Annotated in this window: 22 protein-coding genes and 1 pseudogene; 13 read left to right on the top strand and 10 right to left on the bottom strand. The window is 71.7% G+C overall.

Features of this window, described 5'->3' with window-relative positions:
- Positions 1-61: 61 nt before the first annotated feature.
- Positions 62-736 (bottom strand): Crp/Fnr family transcriptional regulator, encoded by a 675-nt coding sequence (locus D9V36_RS20665; RefSeq protein WP_006604164.1) that lies wholly within the window; start codon positions 734-736, stop codon positions 62-64.
- Positions 737-1,178: 442 nt separating this feature from the next.
- On the opposite strand from D9V36_RS20665, the gene nth reads away from it, so the two are divergent.
- From nth to D9V36_RS20650, 3 genes are read left to right on the top strand one after another with little or no spacing between them, the layout of a single operon-like run.
- Positions 1,179-2,243 carry an endonuclease III gene (gene nth, locus D9V36_RS20660; protein WP_129295093.1) on the top strand — a complete coding sequence of 355 codons (1,065 nt, stop codon included), beginning with the start codon at positions 1,179-1,181 and terminating at the stop codon, positions 2,241-2,243.
- A gap of 51 nt (positions 2,244-2,294) precedes the next feature.
- The gene (locus tag D9V36_RS20655; protein WP_129295092.1) at positions 2,295-3,068 is read left to right on the top strand and encodes an NUDIX hydrolase; all 774 of its coding nucleotides are present in this window, start codon (positions 2,295-2,297) and stop codon (positions 3,066-3,068) included.
- A 13-nt stretch (positions 3,069-3,081) separates the two neighbouring features.
- The gene (locus D9V36_RS20650) at positions 3,082-4,281 is read left to right on the top strand and encodes a MarP family serine protease (protein ID WP_129295091.1); all 1,200 of its coding nucleotides are present in this window, start codon (positions 3,082-3,084) and stop codon (positions 4,279-4,281) included.
- A 171-nt stretch (positions 4,282-4,452) separates the two neighbouring features.
- Here the strand turns inward: D9V36_RS20650 and D9V36_RS42135 are convergent, their stop codons facing one another.
- The 7 genes from D9V36_RS42135 to D9V36_RS20615 form a co-directional block, all read right to left on the bottom strand.
- Positions 4,453-4,650 carry a hypothetical protein gene (locus D9V36_RS42135; protein ID WP_088799112.1) on the bottom strand — a complete coding sequence of 66 codons (198 nt, stop codon included), beginning with the start codon at positions 4,648-4,650 and terminating at the stop codon, positions 4,453-4,455.
- 283 nt (positions 4,651-4,933) lie between these two features.
- Positions 4,934-5,872, bottom strand: coding sequence for an alpha/beta fold hydrolase (locus tag D9V36_RS20640; protein WP_129295090.1), 939 nt, complete (start codon positions 5,870-5,872; stop codon positions 4,934-4,936).
- On the bottom strand, positions 5,869-6,327 hold the full coding sequence (locus tag D9V36_RS20635) for a phage holin family protein (RefSeq protein ID WP_129295089.1): 459 nt from the start codon (positions 6,325-6,327) through the stop codon (positions 5,869-5,871). Before D9V36_RS20635 ends, D9V36_RS20640 begins: the two co-directional genes overlap by 4 nt.
- 44 nt (positions 6,328-6,371) lie before the next feature.
- Entirely contained in the window at positions 6,372-7,724 is a 1,353-nt protein-coding gene (gene nhaA / locus D9V36_RS20630; RefSeq protein WP_241721335.1) for a Na+/H+ antiporter NhaA, read from the bottom strand.
- Positions 7,725-8,096: 372 nt separating this feature from the next.
- Positions 8,097-10,064 (bottom strand): acetate--CoA ligase, encoded by a 1,968-nt coding sequence (gene acs / locus D9V36_RS20625; RefSeq protein WP_129295087.1) that lies wholly within the window; start codon positions 10,062-10,064, stop codon positions 8,097-8,099.
- A gap of 148 nt (positions 10,065-10,212) precedes the next feature.
- The gene (locus D9V36_RS20620; RefSeq protein ID WP_129295086.1) at positions 10,213-12,561 is read right to left on the bottom strand and encodes a SulP family inorganic anion transporter; all 2,349 of its coding nucleotides are present in this window, start codon (positions 12,559-12,561) and stop codon (positions 10,213-10,215) included.
- Between the two features lie 456 nt (positions 12,562-13,017).
- Positions 13,018-14,004, bottom strand: a complete 987-nt coding sequence (locus tag D9V36_RS20615; protein WP_129295085.1) for an ATP-binding protein — start codon at positions 14,002-14,004, stop codon at positions 13,018-13,020.
- 101 nt (positions 14,005-14,105) lie between these two features.
- Between D9V36_RS20615 and D9V36_RS20610 the strand changes: the two genes are divergently transcribed.
- Positions 14,106-15,008, top strand: a complete 903-nt coding sequence (locus D9V36_RS20610; RefSeq protein WP_129295084.1) for an oxidoreductase — start codon at positions 14,106-14,108, stop codon at positions 15,006-15,008.
- A 366-nt stretch (positions 15,009-15,374) separates the two neighbouring features.
- Here the strand turns inward: D9V36_RS20610 and D9V36_RS20605 are convergent, their stop codons facing one another.
- Complete coding sequence (locus D9V36_RS20605) at positions 15,375-16,283, bottom strand: HAD family hydrolase (RefSeq protein WP_129295083.1); 909 nt, start codon at positions 16,281-16,283, stop codon at positions 15,375-15,377.
- Positions 16,284-16,738: 455 nt separating this feature from the next.
- Here D9V36_RS20605 and ssd point away from each other — a divergent pair, with 455 nt between their 5' ends.
- The 7 genes and pseudogenes from ssd to D9V36_RS41475 form a co-directional block, all read left to right on the top strand.
- Positions 16,739-18,025, top strand: a complete 1,287-nt coding sequence (gene ssd, locus D9V36_RS20600; protein ID WP_129295082.1) for a septum site-determining protein Ssd — start codon at positions 16,739-16,741, stop codon at positions 18,023-18,025.
- Positions 18,022-19,182, top strand: coding sequence for a TadA family conjugal transfer-associated ATPase (locus D9V36_RS20595; RefSeq protein ID WP_129295081.1), 1,161 nt, complete (start codon positions 18,022-18,024; stop codon positions 19,180-19,182). The genes ssd and D9V36_RS20595 overlap by 4 nt, the downstream gene beginning before the upstream one ends.
- Positions 19,179-20,099 carry a type II secretion system F family protein gene (locus D9V36_RS20590; RefSeq protein ID WP_241720954.1) on the top strand — a complete coding sequence of 307 codons (921 nt, stop codon included), beginning with the start codon at positions 19,179-19,181 and terminating at the stop codon, positions 20,097-20,099. Before D9V36_RS20595 ends, D9V36_RS20590 begins: the two co-directional genes overlap by 4 nt.
- Positions 20,100-20,112: 13 nt before the next feature.
- Complete coding sequence (locus D9V36_RS41000; protein WP_347239723.1) at positions 20,113-20,961, top strand: type II secretion system F family protein; 849 nt, start codon at positions 20,113-20,115, stop codon at positions 20,959-20,961.
- Between the two features lie 267 nt (positions 20,962-21,228).
- Positions 21,229-21,435, top strand: coding sequence for a DUF4244 domain-containing protein (locus D9V36_RS20580; RefSeq protein ID WP_129295080.1), 207 nt, complete (start codon positions 21,229-21,231; stop codon positions 21,433-21,435).
- Positions 21,422-21,880: a TadE family type IV pilus minor pilin gene (locus tag D9V36_RS20575; protein WP_129295079.1), complete on the top strand. Its 459-nt coding sequence runs from the start codon at positions 21,422-21,424 to the stop codon at positions 21,878-21,880. Before D9V36_RS20580 ends, D9V36_RS20575 begins: the two co-directional genes overlap by 14 nt.
- Positions 21,881-21,902: 22 nt before the next feature.
- Positions 21,903-22,127 (top strand): annotated as a pseudogene (locus D9V36_RS41475) (Rv3654c family TadE-like protein); the annotation flags it as partial.
- A gap of 117 nt (positions 22,128-22,244) precedes the next feature.
- Here D9V36_RS41475 and D9V36_RS41470 read toward each other — a convergent pair.
- Entirely contained in the window at positions 22,245-24,608 is a 2,364-nt protein-coding gene (locus tag D9V36_RS41470) for a DEAD/DEAH box helicase (protein WP_241720953.1), read from the bottom strand.
- A gap of 162 nt (positions 24,609-24,770) precedes the next feature.
- Here D9V36_RS41470 and bldG point away from each other — a divergent pair, with 162 nt between their 5' ends.
- Positions 24,771-25,112 carry an anti-sigma factor antagonist BldG gene (gene bldG / locus D9V36_RS20560; RefSeq protein WP_004571875.1) on the top strand — a complete coding sequence of 114 codons (342 nt, stop codon included), beginning with the start codon at positions 24,771-24,773 and terminating at the stop codon, positions 25,110-25,112.
- A 111-nt stretch (positions 25,113-25,223) separates the two neighbouring features.
- Positions 25,224-25,664: an ATP-binding protein gene (locus D9V36_RS20555; RefSeq protein WP_129295078.1), complete on the top strand. Its 441-nt coding sequence runs from the start codon at positions 25,224-25,226 to the stop codon at positions 25,662-25,664.
- The last annotated feature ends 545 nt before the right edge of the window (positions 25,665-26,209 follow it).

Below are 26,209 nucleotides of genomic sequence, written 5' to 3'. Positions count from 1 at the left end.
CCGTGGCCCCACGACGAAGGGCCCCGCCGGGGCGGGGCCCTTCCAGGATGTCTGCGGAAGATCAGCGCGAGCGCTTGGCCAGCCGCTCGACGTCCAGCAGGATCACGGCGCGCGCCTCCAGACGCAGCCAGCCGCGGCCCGCGAAGTCCGCGAGGGCCTTGTTGACCGTCTCGCGGGAGGCGCCGACCAGCTGGGCCAGCTCCTCCTGCGTGAGGTCGTGGACGACGTGGATGCCTTCCTCGGACTGCACGCCGAAGCGGCGCGACAGGTCGAGCAGGGCGCGGGCCACCCGGCCCGGCACGTCCGAGAAGACCAGATCGGACATCTGGTCGTTGGTCTTGCGCAGTCGGCGGGCGACCGCACGCAGCAGGGCCGTGGCCACCTCGGGGCGGGCGTTCAGCCAGGGCTGAAGGTCGCCGTGGCCCAGGCCGAGGAGCTTGACCTCGGTGAGGGCGGAGGCCGTGGCCGTACGTGGGCCAGGGTCGAAGAGCGAAAGCTCCCCGATCAGCTCTCCGGGGCCGAGAACGGCGAGCATGTTCTCCCGGCCGTCCGGGGAAGTGCGGTGCAGCTTCACCTTGCCCTCGGTGACCACGTACAGGCGGTCGCCGGGGTCCCCTTCGTGGAACAGGGCGTCGCCGCGGGCGAGCGTGACCTCTCCCATTGAGGCGCGCAGCTCGGCCGCCTGCTCGTCATCGAGCGCCGCGAAGAGCGGTGCGCGCCGCAGAACGTCGTCCACGAGATCTCTCCTTGTCGACATGCTCCGGGGGACTGTGGTCCCCATCATGCCGGAATGCAAAACAGTGCGATCAATCACAAGTTTGCCGGACCGGTGCTCCGAGCCATAAGGCAGGGGGCCGATTGGGGTCAGGAATCACAGCGATCAAGCCGGATGTCAGTGGCTGGCCTTAGTCTGGCCGAGTGTCCAATACGCCGGTGAGAGCAGAGGAGTGGGGGCCGGAAGAGTGAGCGCAGGGCGTGATTCCGCTGTGGGCGAACAGCCGTCCGGCCGCACATCGAATTCCGATAAAAGTAACAAATCGCCCTCCGGTGTGACGTCCGGCAGGGCGCCGGGTACTCACGAGCCTGGCGCGTCGCGACCGGCGGCGCAGGACACCACCTCGCGGACCTCCGCGAAGAAGACCCCGGTAGGCAGGACCTCGGCAGGGAAGAAGGCCGCCGTGAACGAACCCCCAGAGCAGCCGGCGGCGGCCACGAAGGCCGCGGCGAAGAAGGCCGTCACGAAGAAGACCGCCGCGCAGAAGGCCACCGCCACGAAGGCCGCCACGAAGAAGGCGGCGGCCAAGGAGACGGCCCCCGCAAAGCGGACGGCGGCGGCAAAGAAGACGGCGACGGCCACGAAGGCCGCCGCGAAGAAGACCGCCGCCACGAAGACGGCCGCGGCAAAGAAGGCGGCGGCCGGGAAGGCCGCCCCGAAGGCCACCGCCAAGAAGACCCCCGCGCGCAAGCCCGAGTCGCGTGTCGCCATGGTCCGGCGGGCCCGCCGGATCAACCGGGAGCTGGCCGAGCTGTATCCGTACGCCCACCCCGAGCTGGATTTCACCAACCCCTTCGAGCTGCTGGTCGCCACGGTCCTGTCCGCGCAGACCACCGACCTGAGGGTCAACCAGACCACCCCGCGCCTCTTCGCGGTCTGCCCGACGCCCGAGGACATGGCCGCGATGGACCCGGAGCGGCTGGAGGAACTGATCAGGCCGACCGGCTTCTTCCGGGCCAAGACGAAGTCGCTGATCGGTCTGTCGGCCGCGCTGCGCGACCGCTTCGGCGGTGAGGTGCCGGGCCGTCTGGAGGACCTGGTCACCCTCCCCGGGGTCGGCCGCAAGACCGCCAATGTGGTGCTGGGCAACGCCTTCGGCGTCCCGGGCATCACCGTCGACACCCACTTCGGCCGCCTGGCCCGCCGCTTCGGCTGGACCACCGCGGAGGACGCCGAGAAGGTCGAGGCGGATGTCGCCGAGATCTTCCCCAAGAGCGAGTGGACGATGCTCTCGCACCGGGTGGTCTTCCACGGCCGCCGCGTCTGCCACTCCCGCAAGCCCGCCTGCGGCGCCTGCCCCATCGCCCCCCTGTGCCCCGCGTACGGCGAGGGCGAGACGGACCCGGAGAAGGCGAAGAAGCTGCTGAAGTACGAGCTCGGCGGCCAGCCGGGGCAGCGGCTGAAGCCGCCGGCCGGGTACCCGGGGAAGCCTGCGCCCCCGATGGCGCCCCCTGTGGCCGCCTCATGAGGCGGCCGCCAGAGGTGACCGACGATCGACGCCAGGCCTGAGGGGGCGCGTATGAGGAGTGCACGGGAGCAGCGGTACGGCGAGGAGGCCGACGTCCACGCGGCGGCAGGCGCGGCGTCCGAGGCGGCGACCGGCGAGGCGTCCGGCGTGGCGTCCGGCCTGGACGCCACGGTCACCGCCGACGGCCTGCCCGAGTGGCTGGCCCCGGTGGCCCGCGCGGCCGCCACGATCGAGCCACGCCAGCTCAGCCGCTTCCTGCCGCCCAAGAGCGGAGGCCGGCAGTCCGCCGTGCTCATCCTCTTCGGCCACGGCGCCCGCGGCCCCGAGCTGCTTCTGATGGAGCGCGCCGGGACCCTGCGCTCGCATGCCGGCCAGCCTTCCTTCCCCGGTGGCGCCCTCGACCCGGAGGACGGCGACCCCGACGGCCCCGGCCCCGTGCGGGCGGCGCTGCGCGAGGCCCAGGAGGAGACCGGCCTCGATCCGTCCGGCGTCCAGGTCTTCGGAGTACTGCCGCGGCTCTACATCCCCGTCAGCGGCTTCGTGGTGACGCCGGTCCTGGGGTGGTGGCGCCGGCCGAGCCCGGTCGGCGCGGTCGACCAGGCGGAGACCGCCCGGGTCTTCACGGTTCCCGTGGCAGATCTCACGGATCCGGCCCATCGGGTGACGACCCGCCATCCCAGTGGCCACACCGGACCTGCGTTCCTTGTCGAGAATGCCCTGGTCTGGGGTTTTACGGCCGGAGTGATCGACCGGATGCTGCACTACGCAGGCTGGGAGATTCCGTGGGACCGTGACAAGGCGGTCCCACTGGACTGGCGCTCGTGAGACGGTGTCCGGCGTGAACGTCCTGGACATCTTGCTACTGGTCGCGGCCGTGTGGTTCGCGATCATCGGCTATCGGCAAGGCTTTGTCGTCGGCATCCTGTCCGTGATCGGCTTCCTCGGAGGCGGTCTGATCGCGGTCTATCTGCTGCCCGTGATCTGGAACGAGATCACCGGAGATGCGACACCCGGCAGCTTCGCGGCCATCGCGGCGGTTGCCATCGTGATCGTGTGCGCATCCGTGGGCCAGGCGCTCACCACCCATTGGGGCAACAAACTGCGCCGCCACATCACCTGGTCACCGGCGAGAGCCCTGGACGCGACCGGCGGCGCGCTGGTCAACGTCCTGGCGATGCTGCTGGTCGCCTGGCTGATCGGCTCGGCGCTGGCCGGTACCTCCCTGCCGACGCTCGGCAAGGAGGTCCGCAATTCCAAGGTGCTGCTCGGTGTGTCCCGGGTGATGCCCCAGCAGGCCAGCACCTGGTTCGCGGACTTCTCCTCGGTCCTCGCGCAGAACGGCTTCCCGCAGGTCTTCACACCGTTCTCCAACGAGCCGATCCACGACGTGCCGGCGCCCGACCCCCGGCTGGCCTCCAGCCCGGTGGCGGCGCAGGCCAGGCGCAGCATCGTCAAGGTCGTCGGCACGGCCCCCGGCTGCGGCAAGGTCCTCGAAGGCAGCGGCTTCGTCTTCGGCCGGCACCGCGTGATGACCAACGCCCATGTGGTGGGCGGTGTGCGCGAGCCGACCGTCCAGGTGGGCGGCGAGGGCCGTACGTACGACGCCAAGGTCGTGATCTACGACTGGCGGCGCGATATCGCGGTCCTGGAAGTGCCCTCCCTGGAGGCGCCGGCGCTGCAGTTCGCGGGCGGGGACGCGAACAGCGGCAACAGCGCCATCGTCGCCGGCTTCCCGGAGAACGGCGGCTATGACGTCCGCTCCGCCCGTATCCGCGGCCGCATCCGGGCCAACGGCCCGGACATCTACCACCGCGGCACGGTCGGCCGCGACGTCTACTCCCTCTTCGCCACGGTCCGGCAGGGCAACTCCGGCGGCCCGTTGCTCACCCCGCAGGGCAAGGTCTACGGCGTCGTCTTCGCGAAGTCGCTGGACGACTCGCACACCGGCTATGCACTGACCGCCGACGAGGTCCGCCAGGACGTCCTCAAGGGACGTACGGCCCGGCAGCAGGTCGACAGCCAGGGCTGCGCCATCTAGCGGACAGCCGGGGCGGCGGCCGGTCGCGGCGCCGGACACGCGCCTTGGGGCGCTTCAGGGGCGGGGAGAGGTGCTTCCCGCGCCCTGCCGGCGGCGCGGCCGATGGAGCTACGCCGTGGATTCGGGCACGCCGTGAATTCAGGTGCAGCGTGAATTCAGGCGCGCCGTGGTTCAGGTACGGGGATGGCGTAGCCGCGCGCTCATCCAGCGCGCTCTGCGGCGCAGGATGCGCGGGATGCCCATGGGGTGCGCCGGGTCGGGGGATTGGCCGGACCCGAGGTCCGGGGTTCCCCTGTCCTGAGTACCCACTACAGCGGCACTGCTGCGGCGGTTGCGTGCCACGTCACGGTAGTCGTGCGTCCAGCCCATACCCTCGACTCTGCCCGTGGCCCAAGGTCCGTAACCGCCTCGGGGGCCGCCAATTGGCCTATGCGCCAGGCAAGTGGCTGTTCGTCATACGCGCGTTCGAGCTTCGGGCGGATGAGCCCCGCCGAGCGGTTCGCGCCGCCCGGTCAGCGGGGTACGGAGGCATGACGGAACCGGGCGCACGGAGGCGTCCACGGCCGGTATGCACAACAGGTGCCCACGGACGGCCCTCAACGGTCGGGCCCGAAACCCCTGTTGCCGCCGGTGCGCTCCCGCGCGCGGCCGCTCAGCGATCCGGTTCCGGGTCCTTGAGCCAGTTGATCAGCTCCGTGGAGAACGCCACCGGGTCCTCCTCGTGCGGGAAGTGGCCCAGGCCGTCGAACAGCCGCCAGCGGTACGGCGCCTCGACGTACTGGCCGGAGCCGGCCGCGCTGCGGGTGCGCATCACGGGGTCGAGCGAGCCGTGCAGATGCAGCGTGGGGACCCGTACGGGCATCTTCATCCGGCGGTTGAACTGGAGTCCGTCGGGGCGCGCCATCGACCGCACCATCCAGCGGTACGGCTCGATCGAGCAGTGCGCGGTCGACGGGATGCTCATCGCCCGCTGGTAGACCGCGATCGCCTCGTCCTCCGGCTGCCGGGGCCCGGACCAGTCGCGGATCATCCGGCCCACCAGCGCCGCACCGTCCGCCGTCAGCGCGCGTTCGGGCAGCCAGGGCCGCTGGAAGTTCCAGATGTGCGAACTCCGGGCGCTCTGCCGGACGTCGGCGAGCATCGCCGAGCGCCAGCGCCGCGGGTGCGGCATCGAGGACACGACCAGCCGGCGCACCAGCTTGGGCCGCATCACCGCCGCCGTCCAGGCCAGGTAGCCGCCCAGGTCGTGCCCGACGAGCGCGGCGTCCGGCTCGCCCAGGGACCTGATGACGCCCGTGACGTCCAGTGCGAGATTCGCCGGGTCGTAGCCGCGGGGCGTGCGGTCGCTGCCGCCGACGCCCCGCAGGTCCATCGCCACCGCGCGGAAGCCCGCCTCGGCCAGGGCGGTGAGCTGGTGCCGCCAGGTCCACCAGAACTGCGGAAAGCCGTGCAGCAGCAGCACCAGCGGGCCTTCGCCCAGCTCCGCGATGTGGAAGCGGGCGCCGTTGGCCGCGACGTCGCGGTGCGACACCTCTTTCCCGCCGGGGATGCCGAGTCGTACGACCGAGGCGGTGCTGTCAGGGGCTGTCATACCGATGAGCGTGTCACAGACTCCAGCGCCGGGTGTTCCACCGGGGCCAGGCGCGGGTGCGGCTTGGCCTTCTGGAGCACGGCCGCGGTCTCCTTGGCCGAGTTGATGGACTTCTCCGGCTTCTTGATCTTCTTCATCTTGGCCATCGCGATGAGGGCCAGCAGGCCGGCGAGGATCAGGAAGGCGCCGCCGACGATCAGGAAGGACCAGGCGAGCCCGAGTCCGAGGTTGTGGATGCCGTAGGCCGCGGCGAAGCTCAGCACCGGCAGCGCGAACAGTGCCAGCGCGCCCGCGACCATGAACGCGGCACTGCCGATGCCCGCCCGCTTGGCGTCCTGGCGGAACTCCGCCTTGGCCAGCGCGATCTCGTCGTGCACCAGCGCGGACATTTCGGCCGTGGCCGTGGCCACCAGCTGTCCGAGGCTGCGGTCCGTGCCGTCGTCGGCTGCGCTCATCGCCGTCTCCCTCTTTTCTTCACCCGGATGCAAAGCCTCTCAGATCATGCCGGACCATCGTCTCCGGCATGCCTGCCGGAGGCCACTTCGGCAAGCCGCCGGTGTTCCGCGGCCTTGGCTTCGTGGATTGCGGCCATCCGCAGGTGGTACTCCGGGTTGTCGCGTTCGTAGATGTCGGGGATGCCGTCCTGGTCCTCGTCCCGCTCCTCTTCCTCGCACAGTTTCTTGTACTTGGTGTTACGGAGCTTGAGGAGGATGCCGGCGAAGAGGGCCGCCAGCAGCGAGCCGATCAGCACCGATGCCTTGATCTCGTCGGTCAGTACCGGGTTCCGGGCGAAGGCGAGTTCGCCGATGAGCAGCGAGACGGTGAAGCCGATGCCGGCCAGGGAGGCGAGGGCGAAGACATCAGGCCACTTGAGGTCGGGGTTGAGTGTGGCCTTGGTGAAGCGGGCGGTGAGCCAGGTGCCGCCGAATATGCCGAGCGTCTTGCCCACCACCAGGCCGAGCACGACGCCCAGCGTCTCCGGCCGGGTGAAGACGTCGTGGACCGCGCCGCCGGAGAGGGAGACGCCCGCGGAGAAGAGGGCGAACAGCGGCACGGCGAGGCCGGCCGAGAGCGGACGGACCAGATGCTCGATGTGCTCGCCCGGGGACTGTGTCTCGCCGTCGCGCCGGGTGCAGCGCAGCATCAGGCCCATGGCGACGCCGGCGATGGTGGCGTGCACTCCGCTGTTCTCCATCAGGCCCCAGATGACCAGGGCGAGCGGGACGTAGACGTACCAGCCCCGGACACCCTTGCGCAGCAGCACGTAGAAGAGCACCAGACCGGCGACGGCCAGGCCGAGCGCCAGGAAATCGATCTTCGAGGTGAAGAAGACCGCGATGATCAGGATCGCGAAGAGGTCGTCGACGACGGCGAGGGTGAGCAGGAAGGCGCGCAGCGCGGCGGGCAGGGACGTGCCGATGACGGCGAGTACGGCGAGCGCGAAGGCGATATCGGTGGCGGTGGGGACCGCCCAGCCGTGCAGCGAGCCGCCGCCGACGCTGTTGACGGCGAAGTAGACCACCGCCGGCACCGCCATGCCGCAGAGCGCGGCGATCACGGGCAGAGCGGCGGCCTTCGGGTCGCGCAGTTCGCCGGCCACCAGTTCACGCTTGAGCTCGATGCCGGCGACGAAGAAGAAGACCGCGAGCAGCCCGTTGGCGGCCCAGTGCTGCACGGACAGGTCCAGGCCCAGCGCGGCCGGTCCCAGGTGGAAGCCGCGGACCGCTTCATAGCTCCCGCCAAGGGTGTTTGCCCAGATCAGGGCCGCTACGGCGGCGGCGAGCAGAAGGATGCCGCCGACGGTTTCGGCACGCAGCGCGTCCGCGACGAAGTTCCGCTCGGGCAGTGGCATCCGCCCCAGGAAGGGGGAGCGGCGGTGGGTGGGGGTGCTCACGCGGTGACCTCCGGGCCTCTCGGTAGCTGCGTACGGCTGTTGCAGTTGCCGACCAGACTTCCCGGCGCACCCTGAGATTCTTGACGCGTCATTGACGCGGTTCCCACTGTACCGGGGAGGGGCAAGCGGCTATCCGGTGGCCTCACTTTACGGGCAATTCGGGCCTCGGGCCGCTGGAGCGGGGCGGGATGACGGGCCGGGCGGACCGGTGAGGCCGGGCCGCCGGAAGCGATGGGAACACCGCGCCGGGGAGCCGGGCTGACCGCCGGAGACGACGGAGGGGCACCCGACCGCGTCGGCCGGGTGCCCCTCCTGTCACATCCGTCCCGCTCAGTCCTCGGAGGCCGCGCTCGGCAGCTTCGCCTGGATCAGGTCCATGACCGAGGAGTCGGTGAGGGTCGTGACATCGCCGAGGTCACGGTTCTCGGCCACATCGCGCAGCAGCCTCCGCATGATCTTGCCGGAGCGGGTCTTGGGCAGCTCCGCGACCGGCAGGATCCGCTTGGGCTTGGCGATCGGGCCGAGCTGCTGGGCGACATGGGCACGCAGCTCCTCGACCAGGCCCTCGTCCTCGGCGGTGGCACCGCCGCGCAGGATGACGAAGGCGCAGATGGCCTGGGTGGTCTGCGGGTCGGCGGCGCCGACGACCGCGGCCTCGGCCACCTTCGGGTGCGAGACCAGCGCCGACTCGACCTCGGTGGTGGAGATGTTGTGGCCGGACACCAGCATCACGTCGTCCACCCGGCCGAGCAGCCAGATGTCGCCGTCGTCGTCCTTCTTGGCGCCGTCGCCGGCGAAGTACTTGCCCTCGAAGCGCGACCAGTACGTGTCGAGATAGCGCTGGTCGTCGCCCCAGATCGTGCGGAGCATGGACGGCCAGGGCTCGGTCAGCACCAGGTAGCCGCCCGCGCCGTCGGGGACCTCGCGGGCCTCGTCGTCCACGACGGTCGCGGCGATACCGGGCAGCGCCACCTGGGCCGAGCCGGGCTTGGTGGCCGTGACGCCCGGCAGCGGGCTGAGCATCATCGCGCCGGTCTCGGTCTGCCACCAGGTGTCGACGATCGGCGTCGCATCGGCCCCGATGTGCTTGCGGTACCACATCCAGGCCTCGGGGTTGATCGGTTCGCCCACCGATCCGAGGACGCGCAGCGACGACAGATCGAACTTCGCCGGGATGTCGTCGCCCCACTTCATGCAGGCGCGGATCGCGGTCGGCGCGGTGTAGAGGATCGTCACGCCGTACTTCTGCACGATCTCCCACCAGCGGCCCTGGTGCGGGGTGTCCGGCGTGCCTTCGTAGAGCACCTGGGTCGCGCCGTTGGAGAGCGGGCCGTAGGTGATGTACGAGTGGCCGGTCACCCAGCCGACGTCGGCGGTGCACCAGAAGACGTCGGTCTCCGGCTTGAGGTCGAAGACCGCGTGGTGGGTGTACGAGACCTGGGTGAGGTAGCCGCCGGTGGTGTGCAGGATGCCCTTGGGCTTACCCGTCGTGCCGGAGGTGTAGAGGATGAACAGCGGGTGCTCGGCCTCGAAGGCCTCGGGCGTGTGCCGGGGGCTCTGCCGCTCGACGATCTCGTGCCACCACACGTCCCGGCCCTCGTGCCAGGCGACGTCCTCCTGGCCGGTGCGGCGGACGACCAGGACGCTGCGGACGTTCTCCGTGCCGGGCCTGGTCAGCGCCTCGTCGACGGCCGGCTTGAGGGCGGACGGCTTGCCGCGGCGGTAGCCGCCGTCGGCGGTGATCACCACCCGGGCGTCCGCATCGTTGATACGGGTGGCCAGCGCGTCCGCGGAGAAGCCGCCGAAGACGACGGAGTGCGGGGCGCCCAGGCGCGCGCAGGCCAGCATGGCGATGACCGCTTCCGGGATCATCGGCATGTAGACGGCGACCCGGTCGCCGCTGCGCACGCCCAGCTCGGTCAGTGCGTTGGCGGTCTTGGAGACCTCGCGCTGCAGCTCGGCGTAGGTGATCGCGCGGGTGTCACCCGGCTCGCCCTCGAAGTGGATGGCGACCCGGTCGCCCAGGCCGTTCTCCACATGGCGGTCCACGCAGTTGTACGCGACATTGAGCTTGCCGTCGGCGAACCACTTCGCGAAGGGCGCGTTGGACCAGTCGAGGGTCTGGGTGGGAGCGGTCTCCCAGGACAGACGTCCGGCCTGCTCGGCCCAGAAGCCCAGCCGGTCCGCCGCGGCCTGTTCGTACGCGGCGGCCGTGACGTTGGCGTTCGCGGCCAGATCGGCGGGCGGCGCGAACCGCCGCTCCTCCTTGAGCAGGTTGGCCAGGCTTTCGTTGCTCACAACTTCTCCCATTCCCAGGGCATCCGATGTGTCCCCAGGTCATAGCTCATCAGCCCGCGCCTGGCCCTGACAAGGTCTGTGGATAAAAGTTGGTGTAGACCTTTTGGTTCGGCGCTGCGCCAACGGTGTTGTGAGGCAGCCGCGCAGGTCAGAGCGTTACCGGTGCCGGTTCGCCGCGGACCGGGCAGAACCGCCCGGTCGCCTCGTCGAGCACGTAGGTCTGGGCCTCGCCGACATGGAAGTACATGCCGTGCAGCGTGAGCGTGCCCTCGGCCACCCGGCGGGCCACACAGGCGTGCTCCCTGAGGTGGTCGAGCTGCTGCATGACGTTGACGAGCGCCAGTCGCTCGTGGTCGTCGTTCACCGGCCTTCCGCTCAGCGAGACTTCGCCCCGCCCCAGCCGTCCGATGCGCTCCATACGGGCCAGGCTCGGCCGGCCGTGCCGCAGCCAGCGGGTGAGCGAGGTCGGCTCGGCCTCTTCTGGTGCGGCGGCGCCCAGCAGCGCGCCCATGGCGCCGCACCCCGAATGGCCGCACACCGTGATCGAGCCGACCCGCAGCACCTCGACGGCGTACTCGATCGCCGCTCCCACGGAGTCGCAGGACGCGTCCGAGCCGGGCGGCGGCATCAGGTTGCCCACGTTGCGCACGGTGAACAGATCGCCCGGCCCGCTCGATGTGATCATGCTCGTGACCAGCCGGGAGTCCGCACAGGTCAGAAACAGCTGACGGGGCCGCTGGCCCTCGCGCGCCAGCCGGGCCAGCTCCTCGCGCACGAGCGGAGCCGTATGGCGCTGGAACGCGCTGACCCCGCCCAGCAGTTGGCTGCCGCTGCTCTCCGGGGCCGCCGCCGGGTCCGCGGCGGGCCGGGTGCAGTGATGGTTGCGCCACGGTGTCCACGGACGGCAGGAGTGCGCACTGGCCGGCTCCGCGATCGGCCGGCCCGAGCGGCCGCCGAGGGTCACCCAGCCGCCGTGCGCCCGATGGGCGCCGGACCAGGACTGCAGCGCCTCGTAGGCGGCATGGTCCATGAACGAGCCGCCCAGCTCTACGACGACATCGGTGTGCGCGGGCACCTGCCCCAGCGCCCGGGTCAGCCGTGGCACCGCCAGAAACGTCAACTGCCCGCTGACGCGTACCCGGTAGCCGTCGGCCTCCTCCGTCACGGTGATGCGGGTATGCGTCAGCCGGCGCAGTGCCAGGAAGAGCGCGACCGCGATGCCCGTCGCCACGCCCTGGAGCACGCCGAGGAGCACGACGCCGCCCAGCGTGGCGGCGTACACCGGGAATTCGCGGTGCCGCTGGACGTGCCGGATGTGCGCGAAGCTCACCATCCGCACGCCGACGACCATCACCAGCGCGGCGAGCGCGGCCAACGGGATCATCTCCAGTGCCCCGGCCAGCAGGCCCGCGCACACCAGCACCCAGACGCCGTGCAGCACGGTGGCGCGACGGGTGGCCGCACCGGCCCGCACATTGGCCGAGCCGCGCATCGCGCCTCCGGAGACGGGCAGCCCGCCCAGCAGCCCGGAAAGGGTATTGGCCACGCCCTGGCCGGCCAGCTCGCGGTTGAGCCGCGTCCGCCCCGTGGGAGCGCCCGGCCGTTCGGCCGCGAGCCGGTCCACGGCCACCGCCGACAGCAGCGACTCCATACTGGCGACGAGGGTGACGGTCAGCACCGCGGCCGCGAGAGCCGGAAGGGACGCGTCCGGTAGCGCGGGCTGCTCGGGCAGCCGCCAGGACGGCAGTTCCACGCGCGAGACCGCCGCCCCCGCGCTGACGGCCGTCGCGGCGAGCACGGCGGCCAAGGGGGCGGGGAGCATGCGCGCCCACCGACCGGCGCGGCCCGGCAGCCGCCCCCAGCCGATGAGGACGGCGACGGTGACGGCGCCGATCAGCAGCGCGGTGGCGTGCGGATGCGCCAACTGGCCGGGCAGCGCGGTGGCGTTGTCGAGCGCCGAGCCGTCGGGGCTGCCGCCGAGCACCACATGGAGCTGCCCGAGGGCGATGGTGACCCCGATGCCGGCCAGCATGCCGTGCACGATCGCGGGACTGACGGCCAGTGTCGCCCGTGCCACGCGCAGTGCGCCCAGGGCGAGTTGGGTGAGGCCGGCCAGCACCGTGATGGCGCAGGTGGCGCGCCAGCCGTAGCGCTGGACCAGGTCGGCGGTGACCACCAGGAGGCCGGTTGCCGCGCCGCTCACCTGGAGCGGGGCGCCGCCCAGCAGGCCGGCGACGATGCCGCCGACGACCGCGGCGACCAGTCCGGCCTGGAGCGGGGCGCCGGTGGCCAGGGCGATGCCCAGCGACAGCGGGACGGCGAGCAGGAAGACGACGGCCGAGGCGGAGAGGTCCCCTCGGAAAGCGGCCCGGCGGTCCTCCTTGGTCCGAGGGCCGGACCCGGGGGCCGTAGGGAGCTCGGGAGGGAGCTCGGTGGGGATTTCGGTGGGGTGCGAGGTGCGCGGCGGCTGCGGCGGTGACTTCTCGATCTGCGGCATTCCCGTCTCCTCCGGGGCGACGCGGTCGCGCGCGGGGCGCGATCGTGGGCGGCGGTGTACTGCGGCGGGACGTGAGCCGACCGGCGGTCATCGCTGTGGGGCGACGGTCCGGCGACTCTCAAGCATCGGTAAATGAACCGTAATGACAGGTAAAGGTAAGGAGAGGCTTTTACCGCCATTTGCCGTCAATCTCACCTCTATAGGGTGAATTCGATGGTTTTTGGCGTGCCCTTTCCCGGCCTTCCTCTTCGCGCATGGGGCGGATGCGCGGGCTGTTTTGGTGAATCACCCGGAAGGTGCGCCCCGGCGCCGGGGGCAGGAAACCGGGAACGGGAAAAGAGTCGCCCGAACCGGCGCCCTCCCGTCCCGGCCATCCCGGAATCCTCCGTTCCAGCTTCCTTCCTGCCGACGGGCAACCGGCCGGGCCGGATGCGCCCGCCGGCCCCCGTCTGCAGGTCAGGCGGGCTGTGGGGCAGCCGTTCCCTCGAAGAGCACGAAGGACGGGTCGACCTGGGCCGCGAGGTCGACGCCGGTCTTCGCATTGCCCCAGCTCTCCGCGTTCTTCAGGTGGAAGTGCACCATCTGGCGTGTGTAGCGCTCCCAGTCACGGTGTCCGTAAGCGGCGTCGGCCGTTCGGTGCAGGGTCTGCAGGGCGTGGCGGTTGCCCTCCTCCAGGCGGCCGAAGGGGGCCGGTCGGCCCTTCTCCATGGCGCGCACCCAGTCGGAGTGGCCGACGGTCACCAGCAGGTCGTCACCCACCTCGTCGCGCAGGAACGCCAGGTCCTCCGGGCCCTGCACCTTGTTGCCCACCACCTTCAGGGGGACGCCAAAGTCCCGTGCGTACTCCTTGTACTGGCGGTAGACGGCGATGCCCTTACGGGTCGGCTCGGCGACCAGGAAGGTCATGTCGAAGCGGGTGAACATCCCGGACGCGAAGGAGTCGGAGCCGGCCGTCATATCGACGACCACATACTCCTCGCGGCCGTCCACGAGGTGGTTCAGGCACAGCTCCACCGCGCCGACCTTGGAGTGGTAGCAGGCCACGCCCAGGTCGGACTCGGTGAACGGGCCCGTCGCCATCAGCCGTACGGCGGCGTCGTCGAGCTTCACCAGCCTGGCGCAGGCCTGGTACACGGGGTTGTCCTCGCCGACCCGCAGGAGCCGTGACCCCTCGCCGGGCGGGGTGGTCTTGATCATTGATTCGGCGGACGGGATCCGCGGGTTGCTGCCGCGCAAGTAGTCCTTGATCAGCGGGAGATGGGCGCCCATCGCGGGAAGCGCCGCACCCTCCGTCTCGTCGAGGCCCAGGGCGGCGCCCAGGTGCTGGTTGATGTCCGCGTCCACGGCGATCACGGGGAGCCGGGCCGCGGCGAGATGCCGGATGAACAGGGAGGACAGGGTGGTCTTGCCGCTGCCGCCCTTGCCTACGAAAGCGATCTTCATGTTCACCAAGGGTAAGTGCGATATCGCTCTGGGTGAGAGATCTGCGTGAGGAAGACCACTCCTTCGAGGGGTCGGGCCCCGTGGTGCGTAGGGTCATACCCATGGCTGGAAACACCCGGGGGACGTCCCCCGCACCCCCGAAAGCGAGCGACGACCCGCTCGCGACCCTGGCCTCGCTCCCGGGGGTCGCCGACTCCGTGGACTCCGTGCGCAAAGGCGTCGACCGGGTATACGGGCACCGGATCATGCGACGCCGCAGCAATGAGGTGACATCCGAGGCGGCGCTGCGCGGAGCGCGCGGTTCCGCGGCCCTTTCGGGGGCCGACTGGGCGCTCGAAGAGGTACGGCGCCGCACCGACTTCGGGGTCGAGGGCGAACCGCGGACGGTCGGTGCGGCCCTGCGGCTGACGGCCGAGGCCGGACAGCTGCTCAGCGTGTGGCGGCAGTCGCCGCTGCGGGTGCTGGCGCGGCTCCATCTGGTGGCGGCGTCCGGAGGCGGGCGGATCTCCGGCGGCGCCGACGGGGCGCGAGAGCCGGGAGGGACGGCGGACGAGACGGTGGGGCGGCCCCGGCTTGCCGCCGAGCCGGTGGACGAACCGCTCATCGAGCTGCCGCTGCCGGACGCCGACGAGGTCGCCGGGCGGCTGGACGGGTTGTCGCGGCTGCTGCTCACCGGCACCGAGGCCCCGGCCCTGGTGACCGCGGCGGTGGTGCACGGCGAGCTGCTCGCCCTGCGGCCGTTCGCCACCTGCAACGGGCTGGTCGCGCGGGCCGCGGAGCGGATCGTGCTGATCGGCAGCGGGCTGGACCCGAAGTCGATCTGCCCCGCCGAGGTCGGGCACGCCGAACTGGGGCGCGCGGCCTATGTAGCGGCCCTGGACGGCTATGTGTCCGGCACCCCGGAGGGCGTCGCGGCATGGATCGCGCACTGCGGACGCGCGGTGGAACTGGGCGTACGGGAGAGCACCGCGGTCTGTGAGGCGCTGCAGCGCGGCGCGGCATAAGGGGATCCGGGGCGAGAGTTTCGTGTGGAATTCAACAATTCCGGAAGCGTTGCTTCATTCGCCCCTGAACAGGGTTGCGGCGGTACCAATGGGTGGTACCGCCGCTGGCATGTCCGCCTAGTTACCATGCGTGCTCACATATATGCCCATCAGGTCGGAATCTTCGTCCGGTTACCTGGTGCGGCTGGCCCGTAATCGACGGGTCGGCGTCGCGTGGGTGCTTGGCATTCATGCATCGGTCCGTGGGCCACTTCCTGCGTTAAAGGTGTTCCTCTCGGATGTCCTTGGTCTCGCGGGCCGTTAAGTCCTTTGTACTACTCGGGCCGGACAAGCGGAACCCCCACCTGCAGATCTTTACGTTTGGCTTCAAACGCGGGCATTGCGGGCGGTACGGCTGGTCCGGCCGATAAGGCCGATCCGTGGCTTTGTGGATTTCCGCCGGCTCGTGTACCAGACCAGCGTCGCGGTGGCCATGGCCGCGCCCACCGCCGCCATCACGGCGAGCGCCGGCCGGGAGGGCATCGTCAGCGCCGGGAGCCGCTGCTTGAGCGGGACCGGGCGATGGAAGGAGAGAACCGGCCAGCCGCGCGCGATCGCCTCACGGCGCAGTGCCCGGTCCGGATTGACCGCGTACGGATGACCGACCGCCGAGAGCATCGGCACATCGGTCGCCGAATCGCTGTACGCATAGCAGCGTTCAAGGTCGTAGCCCTCGGATGCGGCGAGTTCCCTGACGGCCTCCTCCTTGGTCGGGCCGTAGGCGTAATACTCCACCTCGCCGGTGAAGCGGCCGTCCTCGCCCACGACCATTCGGGTGGCCACCACCCGGTCCGCGCCCAGGAGTTCACCGATCGGTTCGACGACTTCGGCGCCGGAAGTGGAGACGATCACGACATCCCGTCCGGCGGCGTGATGTTCCTCGATGAGCGAGGCCGCCTCGTCGTAAATGATGGGGTCGATCAGATCGTGCAGCGTCTCGGCGACGATCTCCCGCACCTGCGCGACGTCCCAGCCGCGGCACAGTGAGGAGAGGTATTCCCGCATACGTTCCATCTGATCGTGGTCGGCGCCGCCCGCCAGGAACACGAACTGGGCGTACGCAGTGCGCAGTACGGCCCGCCGATTGATCAGGCCGCCTTGGTAGAAGGACTTGCTGAAGGTCAGCGTGCTCGACTTTGCAATGACGGTCTTGTCCAAGTCGAAGAACGCGGCAGTACGGGGAGTCGAGTGAGGCACGGAGTGGTTTTCCACGGGGCGAGCATAGGCGCCCACCATTCGGCGTAAGGTGTGGCGTGTGGGTTTGCCTGAGAAGGCTCTCGGGTACACCATGGAAGTCACGGATCGTTCGCGACCGTGCTAACCCGGTCCGGCTCCTCCCCCCCCGAGTCGGCCGTGGGGACGACCCCCGCTCTCCCCCCCGGCGGGGGTCGTCGCATGTCCGGACGCATTTTCCGGGGCCGGACGCCGATCCGCTCCAGCTCTTGCCTGCGGGCCATGGGCGCCTCGGACGCAAGCACTCCAATACACACCGTAGTCGGCGCGCTGCTCCGAGGAGAGTCCCGTGAGCCCCAGAAGTAGACGTTCGTCGCTGGAATAGGTGACGGGGTTATTCACAGCCCTGGAGTTGTCCACAATTTCGGCTCAAGATCCACAAGATTTTCCCGATCGCTGCATCGTAAAAGTCGCGAGTTCGCGGATGTGCGAGTTGCGTAGCGACAGGGGGACGGAACGTGGCCGAAACCACGCCATCGAAAGGATCGGTCCGGACCGGCGAAGAGCGGGGCGGACCGTTGATCATCACCGAGGACGAAAGACTCCTCGACGATCTTCTGCGGCTGTGTGCCGCGGCCGGTGCGCTGCCCGAAGTGGCACATGGCCTCCCGGCCCGCAGAGCGGACTGGGAAGCGCCGCCCCTGGTGATCGTCGGCGGTGACTGCGCGCCCCGGTTGCTCGGCTGCGCCCGGCGCGCCGGGGTCATCCTCACGGGCGGGGACGCGGACGACCCGGATCTGTTGCGCCAAGCCGTCGCCCTCGGGGCCGAGCGCGTCCTCGCTCTCCCCGACGGTGAGCGCTGGCTGGCCGACCGGATCGCCGACGCGGTCGAAGGGGTCGGGCCCCCGGCCCTGACGGTCGGAGTCATCGGCGGCTGCGGGGGCGCCGGAGCCAGCACCCTGGCCGGCGCGCTGGCCGTCACCGCGGCCCGGACGGGGCGGCGGACCCTGCTCGTCGACGGGGATCCCCTGGGCGGCGGGCTGGACGTTCTGCTGGGCGGGGAGAAGGAAAGGGGCCTGCGCTGGCCCGCCTTCGCCGAATCGCGCGGCCGGGTGGCCTGCGGCGCGCTGGCGGAGTCGCTGCCGCGGCTGCATGCCTTGCGGGTCCTCAGCTGGGACCGGGGAGCCGATGTCACCATCCCGCCCGCGGCCATGCGCGCGGTCATGGCGGCGGCCCGGCGGCGTGGCGGCGTCGTGGTGGTGGACCTGCCGCGCAGGCTCGACGAGGCGGCCGCGGAAGCCCTCGGGCAGGTGGACATGGGCCTGCTGCTCATCCCTGCGGAACTGCGCGCGGTGGCGGCGGCCCAACGGGTGGTGTCGGGGGTGCAGAAGGTCCTCGGCGATCTGCGGGTGGTGGCGCGCGGGACTCCCGGACGCCATGGGCACGGACTGCCGCCGGACGAGATCGCCCGCCTCATGGAGCTGCCACTCGCCGGTGAAGTGCCCTGGGAGGCAAGTCTGCCGGCGGAGTTGGCGCGTGGCGTGCCACCGGGGGCGCAGATGCGCGGACCGCTGGCGCGATTCTGCACGGGGTTCTGGGGACGCGTGGCGGAGAGCGGCAGCGAAGGAGGCGGGACGGGAGGCGCCGAGCCACCGGGCGTCCGGCCCGGCAGCGGTCCGGGGCCGGAGCTGGAGCCGGGTGGTGGCCAGGGGCTCAGGGCGGGATCGAGAACCGGCGCGGTGTCGTGGCCGGTGACCGATCCCATGGGGCACCGTGCGGCCGGCCGGGACGGGGGAGAGGCATGAGCCAGGACTTGCTGGAGGTGGTGCGCAGACGGCTCGCCGAGGCAGGGGCGGAGCCCACGCCCGCCCGGGTGGCGGTGGCACTGCGCGAGCAGGGGCGGCTCCTGGGGGATGCCGAAGTGCTGGGCGTGGTGGCCGCGTTGCGGTCCGAAATGGTGGGCAGCGGGCCGCTGGAGCCGTTGCTGGCCGCTCCCGAAGTCACGGACGTCCTGGTCACCGCGCCGGACGAGGTATGGGTGGACCGCGGCAGCGGGCTGGAGCGTACCGGCGTGCGCTTCCGGGACGCGGCAGAGGTGCGCAGGCTCGCCCAGCGGCTGGCGGCGGTGGCCGGGCGGCGGCTGGACGATGCCCGGCCATGGGTGGACGCCCGGCTGCCGGACGGCACCCGGCTGCATGCGGTGCTGCCCCCGGTGGCGGTCGCCGGGACCTGCCTGTCGTTACGGGTGCTGCGGCCGCGGGCCTTCTCCCTGGCGGAACTGGTGGCGGCAGGCACGGTTCCGCCGGGCGGCGACCGGCTGCTCGCGGCGGTGCTGGCGGCCCGGCTGTCATTTCTCATCAGCGGCGGCACGGGATCGGGGAAGACCACATTGCTCAGCACGCTGCTCGGGCTGGTCGGCCCGGCCGAGCGGATCGTCCTGGCCGAGGACTCGGCGGAGCTGCGGCCGGACCACCCCCATGTGGTGCGGCTGGAGACCCGTCCGGCCAACCAGGAGGGCGTCGGGCGGGTGACGCTGCGCGACCTCGTACGGCAGGCGCTGCGGATGCGTCCGGACCGGCTGGTGGTCGGGGAGGTGCGCGGCGCCGAGGTCACGGACCTGCTGGCGGCGCTCAATACGGGCCACGAGGGCGGCTGCGGCACGGTCCATGCCAATGCGGCATGCGACGTCCCCGCGCGCCTGGAGGCCCTTGGTTCGACGGCGGGCCTGGATCGCGCCGCGCTGCACAGCCAACTGGCGGCCGCGCTCTCGGTCGTCCTGCACCTGGTGCGCGACCGGACCGGCCGCCGCCGGATCGCCGAACTCCATGTCCTGGAGCGGGACCGCGACGGATTCGTGGTGACCGTGCCGGCTGCCGTCTGGGGACCGGAGGGCTTCCAGGAGGCGCGGGGCTGGGGGCGGTTGCTGCGGCTGTGCGAGCGGAGCGAGGGCGGAGCCCGATGAGCGCGGCCGGTATGGCGCTGGGGGCCGCGGTGCTCTGCGCGCTGGTCGCGGGTCGGCTGGACGGCGGCCGTCGGGACGACGTACGGCAGCGGGCCCGGGCGCTGTTCGGGGGCGCCGGAGAGGCAGTCCCGGGAGTGGGGTGGCGGGCGTGGTTGCGGAGTGAGGGGGTGCGGAAGTGGTGCGTGGGGCGGATGGCCGAGGGGGAAGCGGGGCGGCGCTGGAGCCTCGGCCGCTGGGGGGACTGCGGGCGGGAGATCTGGTGCCTGCCGGTGGGGCTGGTGCCGGCGGTGATGGGCAGATCCGTGCTCCCGGTATTCGCTTCCGTGGTTGCCTTCTTCCTTGTCCGCCGGTGGCTGGCCGCCCGCGGAGCGGCGCAGGCACGGGAGGGGCGCTCCGCCGCGGTGATCGGGCTGTGCGCTGCGGTGGCGGGCGAGCTGAGAGCCGGACGCCAGCCCGCCCAGGCCCTGCTCGCCGCGGGGGCCCCGGGACTCGGCGCGGCCGGATCGGCGGTGCTGGCGGCCGCGCGATACGGCGGGGACGTGCCCCGGGAGCTGCGGGCGGCGGCCCGGCTGCCGGGGGCCGGGGGCCTGACCGGGATGGCCGCGTGCTGGCAGGTGGCGGTGGAGGGCGGCGCAGGACTGGCCTCGGGCCTGGAGCGGATCGCGGCAAGACTCAGAGCTCAGCGGGATCAACGCGACGAACTGCGGACGCAGTTGGCGGGCCCGCGGGCCACCGCGCTGATGCTCGCGCTGCTGCCGGCGGGCGGACTTCTGATGGGCAGCGCGCTCGGCGCCGATCCGCTGCGGGTGCTGCTGCACACCCCGGCCGGGTGGGGCTGCCTGGCGGTCGGCGGGCTTCTGGAGTGGTGCGGAGTGGCCTGGACGGCCCGGATCGTCGCTGCCGCGGAAGACGCATAGGGAGGGGATCGGAGTGAGCCAGGAAGTTGTCCACAGGGTGGGGATGGCGGTTGCCGCCATGGCGGCGGTGCTGTGCGCCGTGACCCTGGTGCGGGAGGTGCGCCGTGGGCGTGCCGTGCGGAGGCGGGTGTCGGTGATGTGGGCCGCCGGCCCGGGCCGATGCGGCGGGCCCGGCGCCCCGCACAAGCAGTTCGCCCGGCTCCGGCTCCGGCGCCGCGGTCGAACGTCGAGCACGGAGGACGGCACCCCACGGAACGGCCTGTTGAAGGAGTGGGCCGGGCCTCTCGGAGCGGCCGCATTCATGGTCATCCTCATCGGTGGCGTCACGGGCGTCCTGGCGGGATTCGCCGTGGGATACGGGGCACATCGCAGGCTGGCGCGGCAACGGGACGCGGAGGCGGCCCGGTCGGCGGACGCGGAGGTGCGAGCGGCGCTGGCACCGGCGGGCGACCTGCTGGCGGCCTGCCTCGCGGCGGGGGCCGGGCCGCGGGAGTCGGCCGAGGCGGTGGGCCGGTCGCTCGACGGGCCGGTTGCCGAGCGGCTGCGCCAGGTGGCGGCAGAACTGCGCCTGGGCGGTGAACCCGCGGTCGTATGGCCTCGGCTGGCCGCTCTTCCCGGCGCCGAAGGGCTGGCGCGCTGTATGGAGCGCGCCGGGATATCCGGGGTGCCCGCCGTCGAGTCGGCAACCCGGGTCGCCGCCGAACTCCGTGCGGAGCAGGCGCGAGCGGCGACCGCACGGGCCCGGCGGGCCGGGGTGCTGGTCACTCTGCCGCTGTCGGCGTGCTTTCTGCCCGCGTTTTTGGCACTCGGAGTCGCGCCGGTGCTGATCGGGCTGGCCGGCGGCCTCCTGGGGCGTAACTGAGCCGCAGGAGAAGCGAGTTCGATCCCCGACGGGGGGAGCGGGAAGAGAGGGGTGAGCGGGACGCAGGCGGCGGCCGGAGGGCAGCCGAGGCCGGATCAACGGTGGCCGGGACCGTCTCACCGGCGATGTCAGAAGCCGCACGTCAGAAGCGGCACGTCAGAAGCGGCACATCAGAGGCCACAGATCAGAAGCGACACATCCGGGGTCGCACACCACAAGCCACGCATCAAAGGCCGTTCATGCAGAGGCCGTGCAAAGGGGGATGGGATGTTTCGAGGTGGAAGTTTTCGACGGTGGTGGGCGGAGCTGCGTGCGCTCGGGGCCGACGACCGGGGGATGACCACGGCGGAGTACGCCGTGGGAACGCTTGCGGCATGCGCCTTGGCGGCGGTGCTCTACAAGGTGGTGACGAGCGGGCCGATGAAGGCGCTGCTCCAGTCGGTGCTGGAGCGAGCGATCAATGTCCAGTTCTGACAGCCGGTATCCGTGCCTCCGGGCTCCGTGCCCCAGGGCCTCGTGCCTCAAGACCCCGTGTCTCCGAGGCCTGGGTTCCACGGCCGGGGGCGTCCCGCGCGGCGCTCGTGACGCCGGATTCGTGACGGCGGAGACCGCTGTGGTCCTGCCCGTGCTGGTGGCGGTGGTGGCCGCGCTCATCTGGGGGCTGATGGCGGTCTGCGCCCGTATCGAGTGCGTGGATGCCGCGCGGGCCGGGGCGCGGGCCGCCGCGCGGTCGGAACCGCGGGCGGCGGTCCTCTCGGCGGCTCGGGGCGCGGCTCCGAGGGGCGCGCGGGTCGAACTGGCGCGGGAGGGCGACCTGGTGCGCGTACGGGTCGAGGCGGACCTGCCCGGTGTGGGGCAGCTGACCGTGCAGGTCGGAGGGGAGGCGGTGGCTCTTGCGGAGGAGACGGTGCGGCGATGAGGGCTCGGCGACGGTCTGGACGGTGTTCGCGGTGGCGGCGCTGTGTGCGGTCTTCGTGGCCCTGATCGGAGTGGGGCAGGCGGTCACGGCGCGGCACCGAGCGGGCGGCGCCGCGGACCTGGCGGCGCTGGCCGCCGCGGATCACGCACTGCTGGGGCCCGGCGAGGCCTGCGCTGCGGCTCACCGGGTGGCTGCCGCACAGCACACCCGCCTGGTGCGCTGTGTGCTGGCCGGACCGGTCGCCGATGTCCTTGCCGAGGCGGGGCGCAGCCCGTTCACCTCCCGGGTACGGGCCCGAGCCGGTCCGCCTGGGCACAGCGACCCGGCGCGGGACCGAGCCGGGGCCGCTGCCCGCGCCCGCCCGCTAGGCCTGCTCCGGCACACCCCGCAACAGTTCCCCCAGCAACCGGATGGCTCCCCGTTTGTGGAGCGGGTCGTTGCCGTTGCCGCACTTGGGGGACTGGATGCAGGAAGGGCAGCCGGCCTCGCATTCGCAGGAGGCGATGGCGTCGCGGGTGGCGGTGAGCCAGTCGGCGGCCGTGTGGAAGGCGCGCTCGGCGAATCCGGCGCCGCCGGGATGGCCGTCGTAGACGAAAACGGTCGGCAGCAGGGTGTCCGGGTGAAGCGGCACCGAGACGCCGCCGATGTCCCAGCGGTCACAGGTGGCGAAGAGCGGCAGCATGCCGATGGAGGCGTGTTCCGCGGCGTGCAGCGCGCCGCCCAGCTGCTCGGGATTGACGCGGGCGGCGTCGAGCTGGTCCTCGGTGACCGTCCACCACACCGCACGGGTGCGCAGCGTACGGGGCGGCAGATCGAGCTTGGTCTCGCCCAGGACCTCGCCGGTGATCAGTTTGCGGCGCAGGAAGGAGACGACCTGATGGGTGACCTCCACGGATCCGAAGCACAGCCGGCCGTCCCCCCACGGGATCTCGGTGTCGGTCTCGAGGACGGCGATGGCGGTGGTGTCGCGGGCGGTCGTGGAATAGGGCGGGTGGGCCTCTTCGACGAGCGCCACGCTGTCGGCCAGGTCGAGGTGCCGGACGAGATAGGTACGGCCCTGGTGAAGGTGGACCGCGCCGTCGTGGACGGCGGTGTGCGCGGCGGCGGCGTCCACGGTGCCCAGCAGCCGCCCGGTTCCCTCCTCCACTACCTGCACCGGCGAGCCGCCCTGGCCGCGGATGTCGGTGAGGTCGGCGGCCCGCTCGCGGCGCGTCCAGTGCCAGGCCCTGGCACGCCGGCGCAGCAGGTTCGCGGCCTCCAGCTGCGGCATCAGTCCGGCGGCCGCGGGCCCGAAGAGCGCGAAGTCGGCTTCGGTGAGCGGGAGTTCGGAGGCGGCCGCGCACAGATGAGGGGCGAGCACGTACGGGTTGTCGGGGTCGAGGACGGTGGACTCGACGGGCTGGTCGAAGAGCGCCTCGGGGTGGTGCACGAGGTAGGTGTCCAGCGGGTCGTCGCGGGCCACGAGCACGGCGAGGGCGCCCTGCCCGGAGCGGCCCGCCCGGCCCGCCTGCTGCCACAGCGACGCCCGGGTGCCCGGATAGCCGGCGATGACCACGGCATCCAGCCCGGAGACGTCCACGCCCAGTTCGAGCGCGGTGGTGGCGGCCAGACCGAGGAGGTCACCGCTGTGCAGCGCGCGTTCCAGGGCACGGCGCTCCTCGGGCAGATATCCGCCCCGGTACGCGGCGACCCGCCCGGGCAGCGAGCGGTCCACCTCCGCGAGCCGTTCCTGGGCGATCAGCGCGATCAGCTCGGCGCCGCGCCGGGAGCGGACGAAGGCGACGGTGCGTACGCCCTGGACGGCGAGGTCGGTGAGCAGGTCGGCGGTCTCGGCGGTGGCGGTCCGGCGGACCGGGGCGCCCTGCTCGCCATGGAGTTCGGTGAGCGGCGGCTCCCACAGCGCGAAGACCAACTCGCCGCGCGGCGAGGTGTCCTCGGTGATTTCCACCACGGGGAGGCCGGTGAGCCGGGTCGCGGCCTCGGCCGGCTTCGCGGCCGTGGCGGAGGCGAGCAGAAAGACCGGCTCGGAGCCGTACCGGGCACAGACGCGGCGCAGCCGGCGGATGACCTGCGCGACATGCGAGCCGAAGACACCGCGGTAGCTGTGGCATTCATCGATGACGACATAGCGCAGCGCGCGCAGGAAGGAGGACCAGCGGGGGTGGGCCGGCAGGATGCCGCGGTGCAGCATGTCGGGGTTGGTCAGGACGTAGTTGCCGTACTGGCGGACCCATTCGCGCTCCTCGACGGGGGTGTCGCCGTCGTAGACCGCGGGTCGCACGGCCGTGCCCAGGGGGGCGGCCAGCTCGCGTACGGCACGCCGCTGATCGGCCGCCAGCGCCTTCGTGGGGGCCAGATACAGGGCCGTGGCGCCCCTTCCGTTCGGTGCCTCGGAGCCGTCCAGGAGCGTGGAGAGGACCGGCGCGAGATACGCCAGGGACTTCCCCGAGGCGGTGCCGGTGGCGACGACGACCGACTCGCCGCGCAGTGCGTGTTCGGATGTCCGTGCCTGGTGGGCCCAGGGACGATCGATTCCGGCCGAACGGATGGCGTCGATCACTTCCGGCCGGATCTGTTGTGGCCAGTCGGCATGGCTGCCGATGCGCGGGGGCAAGTGCTCCGTATGAGTGATGCGCGCAGCGCGGGTCGCGCCCCGGGCGAGACGTTCGAGAATCATGCCTGGGGAAGGGCGTGCGCCCGCATCCGGCGGGACGGGATTGGAGGCCATCGGCACCGAGTGTGTCACCGGAGTGACGGACAATGTCTAAAGGGCGTCGTGCACGCCTGCCGGTAAGTGATTGAATGCCATCGCGGCTGCCAGATCCGCCCCTACCTTCGGTGGGGAGGCCCCAGGGGGGCGACCGCTCGATAGCAAGGTGCTGGAGGATCCGTGGACCTGTCCCTGTCGACCCGGACCGTTGGCGACCGTACGGTCGTCGAGGTCGGTGGCGAGATTGATGTATACACCGCGCCCAAGCTGCGGGAGCAGCTGGTCGAGCTTGTGAACGACGGAAGCTACCACCTCGTGGTGGACATGGAACGTGTCGACTTCCTCGACTCCACTGGGCTCGGCGTGCTGGTCGGCGGACTCAAGCGGGTGCGTGCCCATGAGGGCTCGCTGCGCCTGGTCTGCAACCAGGAGCGCATTCTCAAGATCTTCCGAATCACCGGACTGACCAAGGTGTTTCCCATTCACACCTCGGTCGACGAAGCCGTCGCAGCCACTGACTGACGGTTTTGCCGGTCCCCCGCGCCGTCAGGCGCGGGGGGAGGAAGCAGTGGGGGGTTCCGGACACGGTGTCCGGCCCCCTGCGTCGCACGCCCGCAAAACGAGGGGGATGGCATGGCCACCGTCGAACTTCGCTTCAGCGCCCTTCCCGAGCATGTCCGCACCGCGCGTCTGGTCGCGGCTGCCGTGGCACGGCGCGCCGGGGTGGACGAGGCCGTGCTGGACGAGGTGCGGCTCGCCGTCGGTGAGGCCTGCAGCCGGGCCGTGGGGCTGCACGAGAGCCATGACATCGCGGAGCCCGTCCGCGTCCTGCTGATCGAGGACGAGAAGAAGTTCTCGATCGAGGTCGGCGACGGCGTCTCCGGCGACTCCGGTACGGCCGGGGCGCGCGGCGGCGAGACCGGGGGCGCCGCGGAGAGCGACGCCGAGGGCGAGGACGAAATGGGCCTCGCGGTGATCAGCGGGCTCGTCGACGATGTCGAGGTGACCGCCGGCAAGGACGGCGGGCTGATCCGGATGACCTGGCCCACCACGACGGCCGTGGTGGTGCCGTAGCGCCCGGGCCCAGAGCCTGGCGAATGCCCTGACCCCTGACCCCTGACGCCGGACTCCGCCCGTAGCCGGTGAGGGCGCCCATCGTTGCTGCCTGCTGCCTGCTGCCTGCTGCCTGCTGCCTGCTGCCTGCTGCCTGCTGCCTGCTGCCTGCTGCCTGCTGCCTGCTGCCTGCTGCCTGCTGCCTGCTGCCTGCGCTCGCCTGTCGCCCCGTGCGCGCCCCCTGCTGCCCGCGCGCCCCTGCCCCGCCTGCGCCTTTCTGCCTGCCCTCTGTGGCCGGTCGTGCGCTGACCAGGCGTTCCTGAGCAGGCTCCGTGTCCGCCGTGCGCCGTCCGGCCCGCCGCATTTCTTGATCTTGTTCGTCGGCCTCCCCGAGGGGGCCCGACGGGGTGACCCGCGGCCGCAGCCCGCCCTGGCCCCTCACCGCGACCCCTCGATCAGGCCCCATGCGTTGCGATCCGGACTCGATCTGACACAGCCTCACCGGACGCCGGGAAGCGTCCAGCGCGCCGCGGGTCACCCGTTCGGCCGCAGCCGGGCGGATCAAT

Source organism: Streptomyces lydicus, from assembly GCF_004125265.1.
In the GTDB taxonomy this organism is placed as follows: Bacteria; Actinomycetota; Actinomycetes; order Streptomycetales; family Streptomycetaceae; genus Streptomyces; species Streptomyces lydicus_C.
The sequence above is the reverse complement of the archived record's forward strand: the minus strand, read 5'-3'. Positions and strand labels throughout refer to the sequence as shown.

What these genes read in the sequence shown, in the direction of transcription:
- D9V36_RS20655 (WP_129295092.1), top strand. Translation starts at nt 2,295, where the DNA reads ATGAGGAGTGCACGGGAGCAGCGGTACGGCGAGGAGGCCGACGTCCAC.
- D9V36_RS42135 (WP_088799112.1), bottom strand. Translation starts at nt 4,650, where the DNA reads ATGGGCTGGACGCACGACTACCGTGACGTGGCACGCAACCGCCGCAGC.
- D9V36_RS20640 (WP_129295090.1), bottom strand. Translation starts at nt 5,872, where the DNA reads ATGACAGCCCCTGACAGCACCGCCTCGGTCGTACGACTCGGCATCCCC.
- D9V36_RS20635 (WP_129295089.1), bottom strand. Translation starts at nt 6,327, where the DNA reads ATGAGCGCAGCCGACGACGGCACGGACCGCAGCCTCGGACAGCTGGTG.
- nhaA (WP_241721335.1), bottom strand. Translation starts at nt 7,724, where the DNA reads ATGCCACTGCCCGAGCGGAACTTCGTCGCGGACGCGCTGCGTGCCGAA.
- D9V36_RS20620 (WP_129295086.1), bottom strand. Translation starts at nt 12,561, where the DNA reads ATGCCGCAGATCGAGAAGTCACCGCCGCAGCCGCCGCGCACCTCGCAC.
- D9V36_RS20615 (WP_129295085.1), bottom strand. Translation starts at nt 14,004, where the DNA reads ATGAAGATCGCTTTCGTAGGCAAGGGCGGCAGCGGCAAGACCACCCTG.
- D9V36_RS20610 (WP_129295084.1), top strand. Translation starts at nt 14,106, where the DNA reads ATGGCTGGAAACACCCGGGGGACGTCCCCCGCACCCCCGAAAGCGAGC.
- D9V36_RS20605 (WP_129295083.1), bottom strand. Translation starts at nt 16,283, where the DNA reads ATGGTGGGCGCCTATGCTCGCCCCGTGGAAAACCACTCCGTGCCTCAC.
- D9V36_RS20595 (WP_129295081.1), top strand. Translation starts at nt 18,022, where the DNA reads ATGAGCCAGGACTTGCTGGAGGTGGTGCGCAGACGGCTCGCCGAGGCA.
- D9V36_RS20590 (WP_241720954.1), top strand. Translation starts at nt 19,179, where the DNA reads ATGAGCGCGGCCGGTATGGCGCTGGGGGCCGCGGTGCTCTGCGCGCTG.
- D9V36_RS20580 (WP_129295080.1), top strand. Translation starts at nt 21,229, where the DNA reads ATGTTTCGAGGTGGAAGTTTTCGACGGTGGTGGGCGGAGCTGCGTGCG.
- D9V36_RS20575 (WP_129295079.1), top strand. Translation starts at nt 21,422, where the DNA reads ATGTCCAGTTCTGACAGCCGGTATCCGTGCCTCCGGGCTCCGTGCCCC.
- D9V36_RS41470 (WP_241720953.1), bottom strand. Translation starts at nt 24,608, where the DNA reads ATGGCCTCCAATCCCGTCCCGCCGGATGCGGGCGCACGCCCTTCCCCA.
- D9V36_RS20555 (WP_129295078.1), top strand. Translation starts at nt 25,224, where the DNA reads ATGGCCACCGTCGAACTTCGCTTCAGCGCCCTTCCCGAGCATGTCCGC.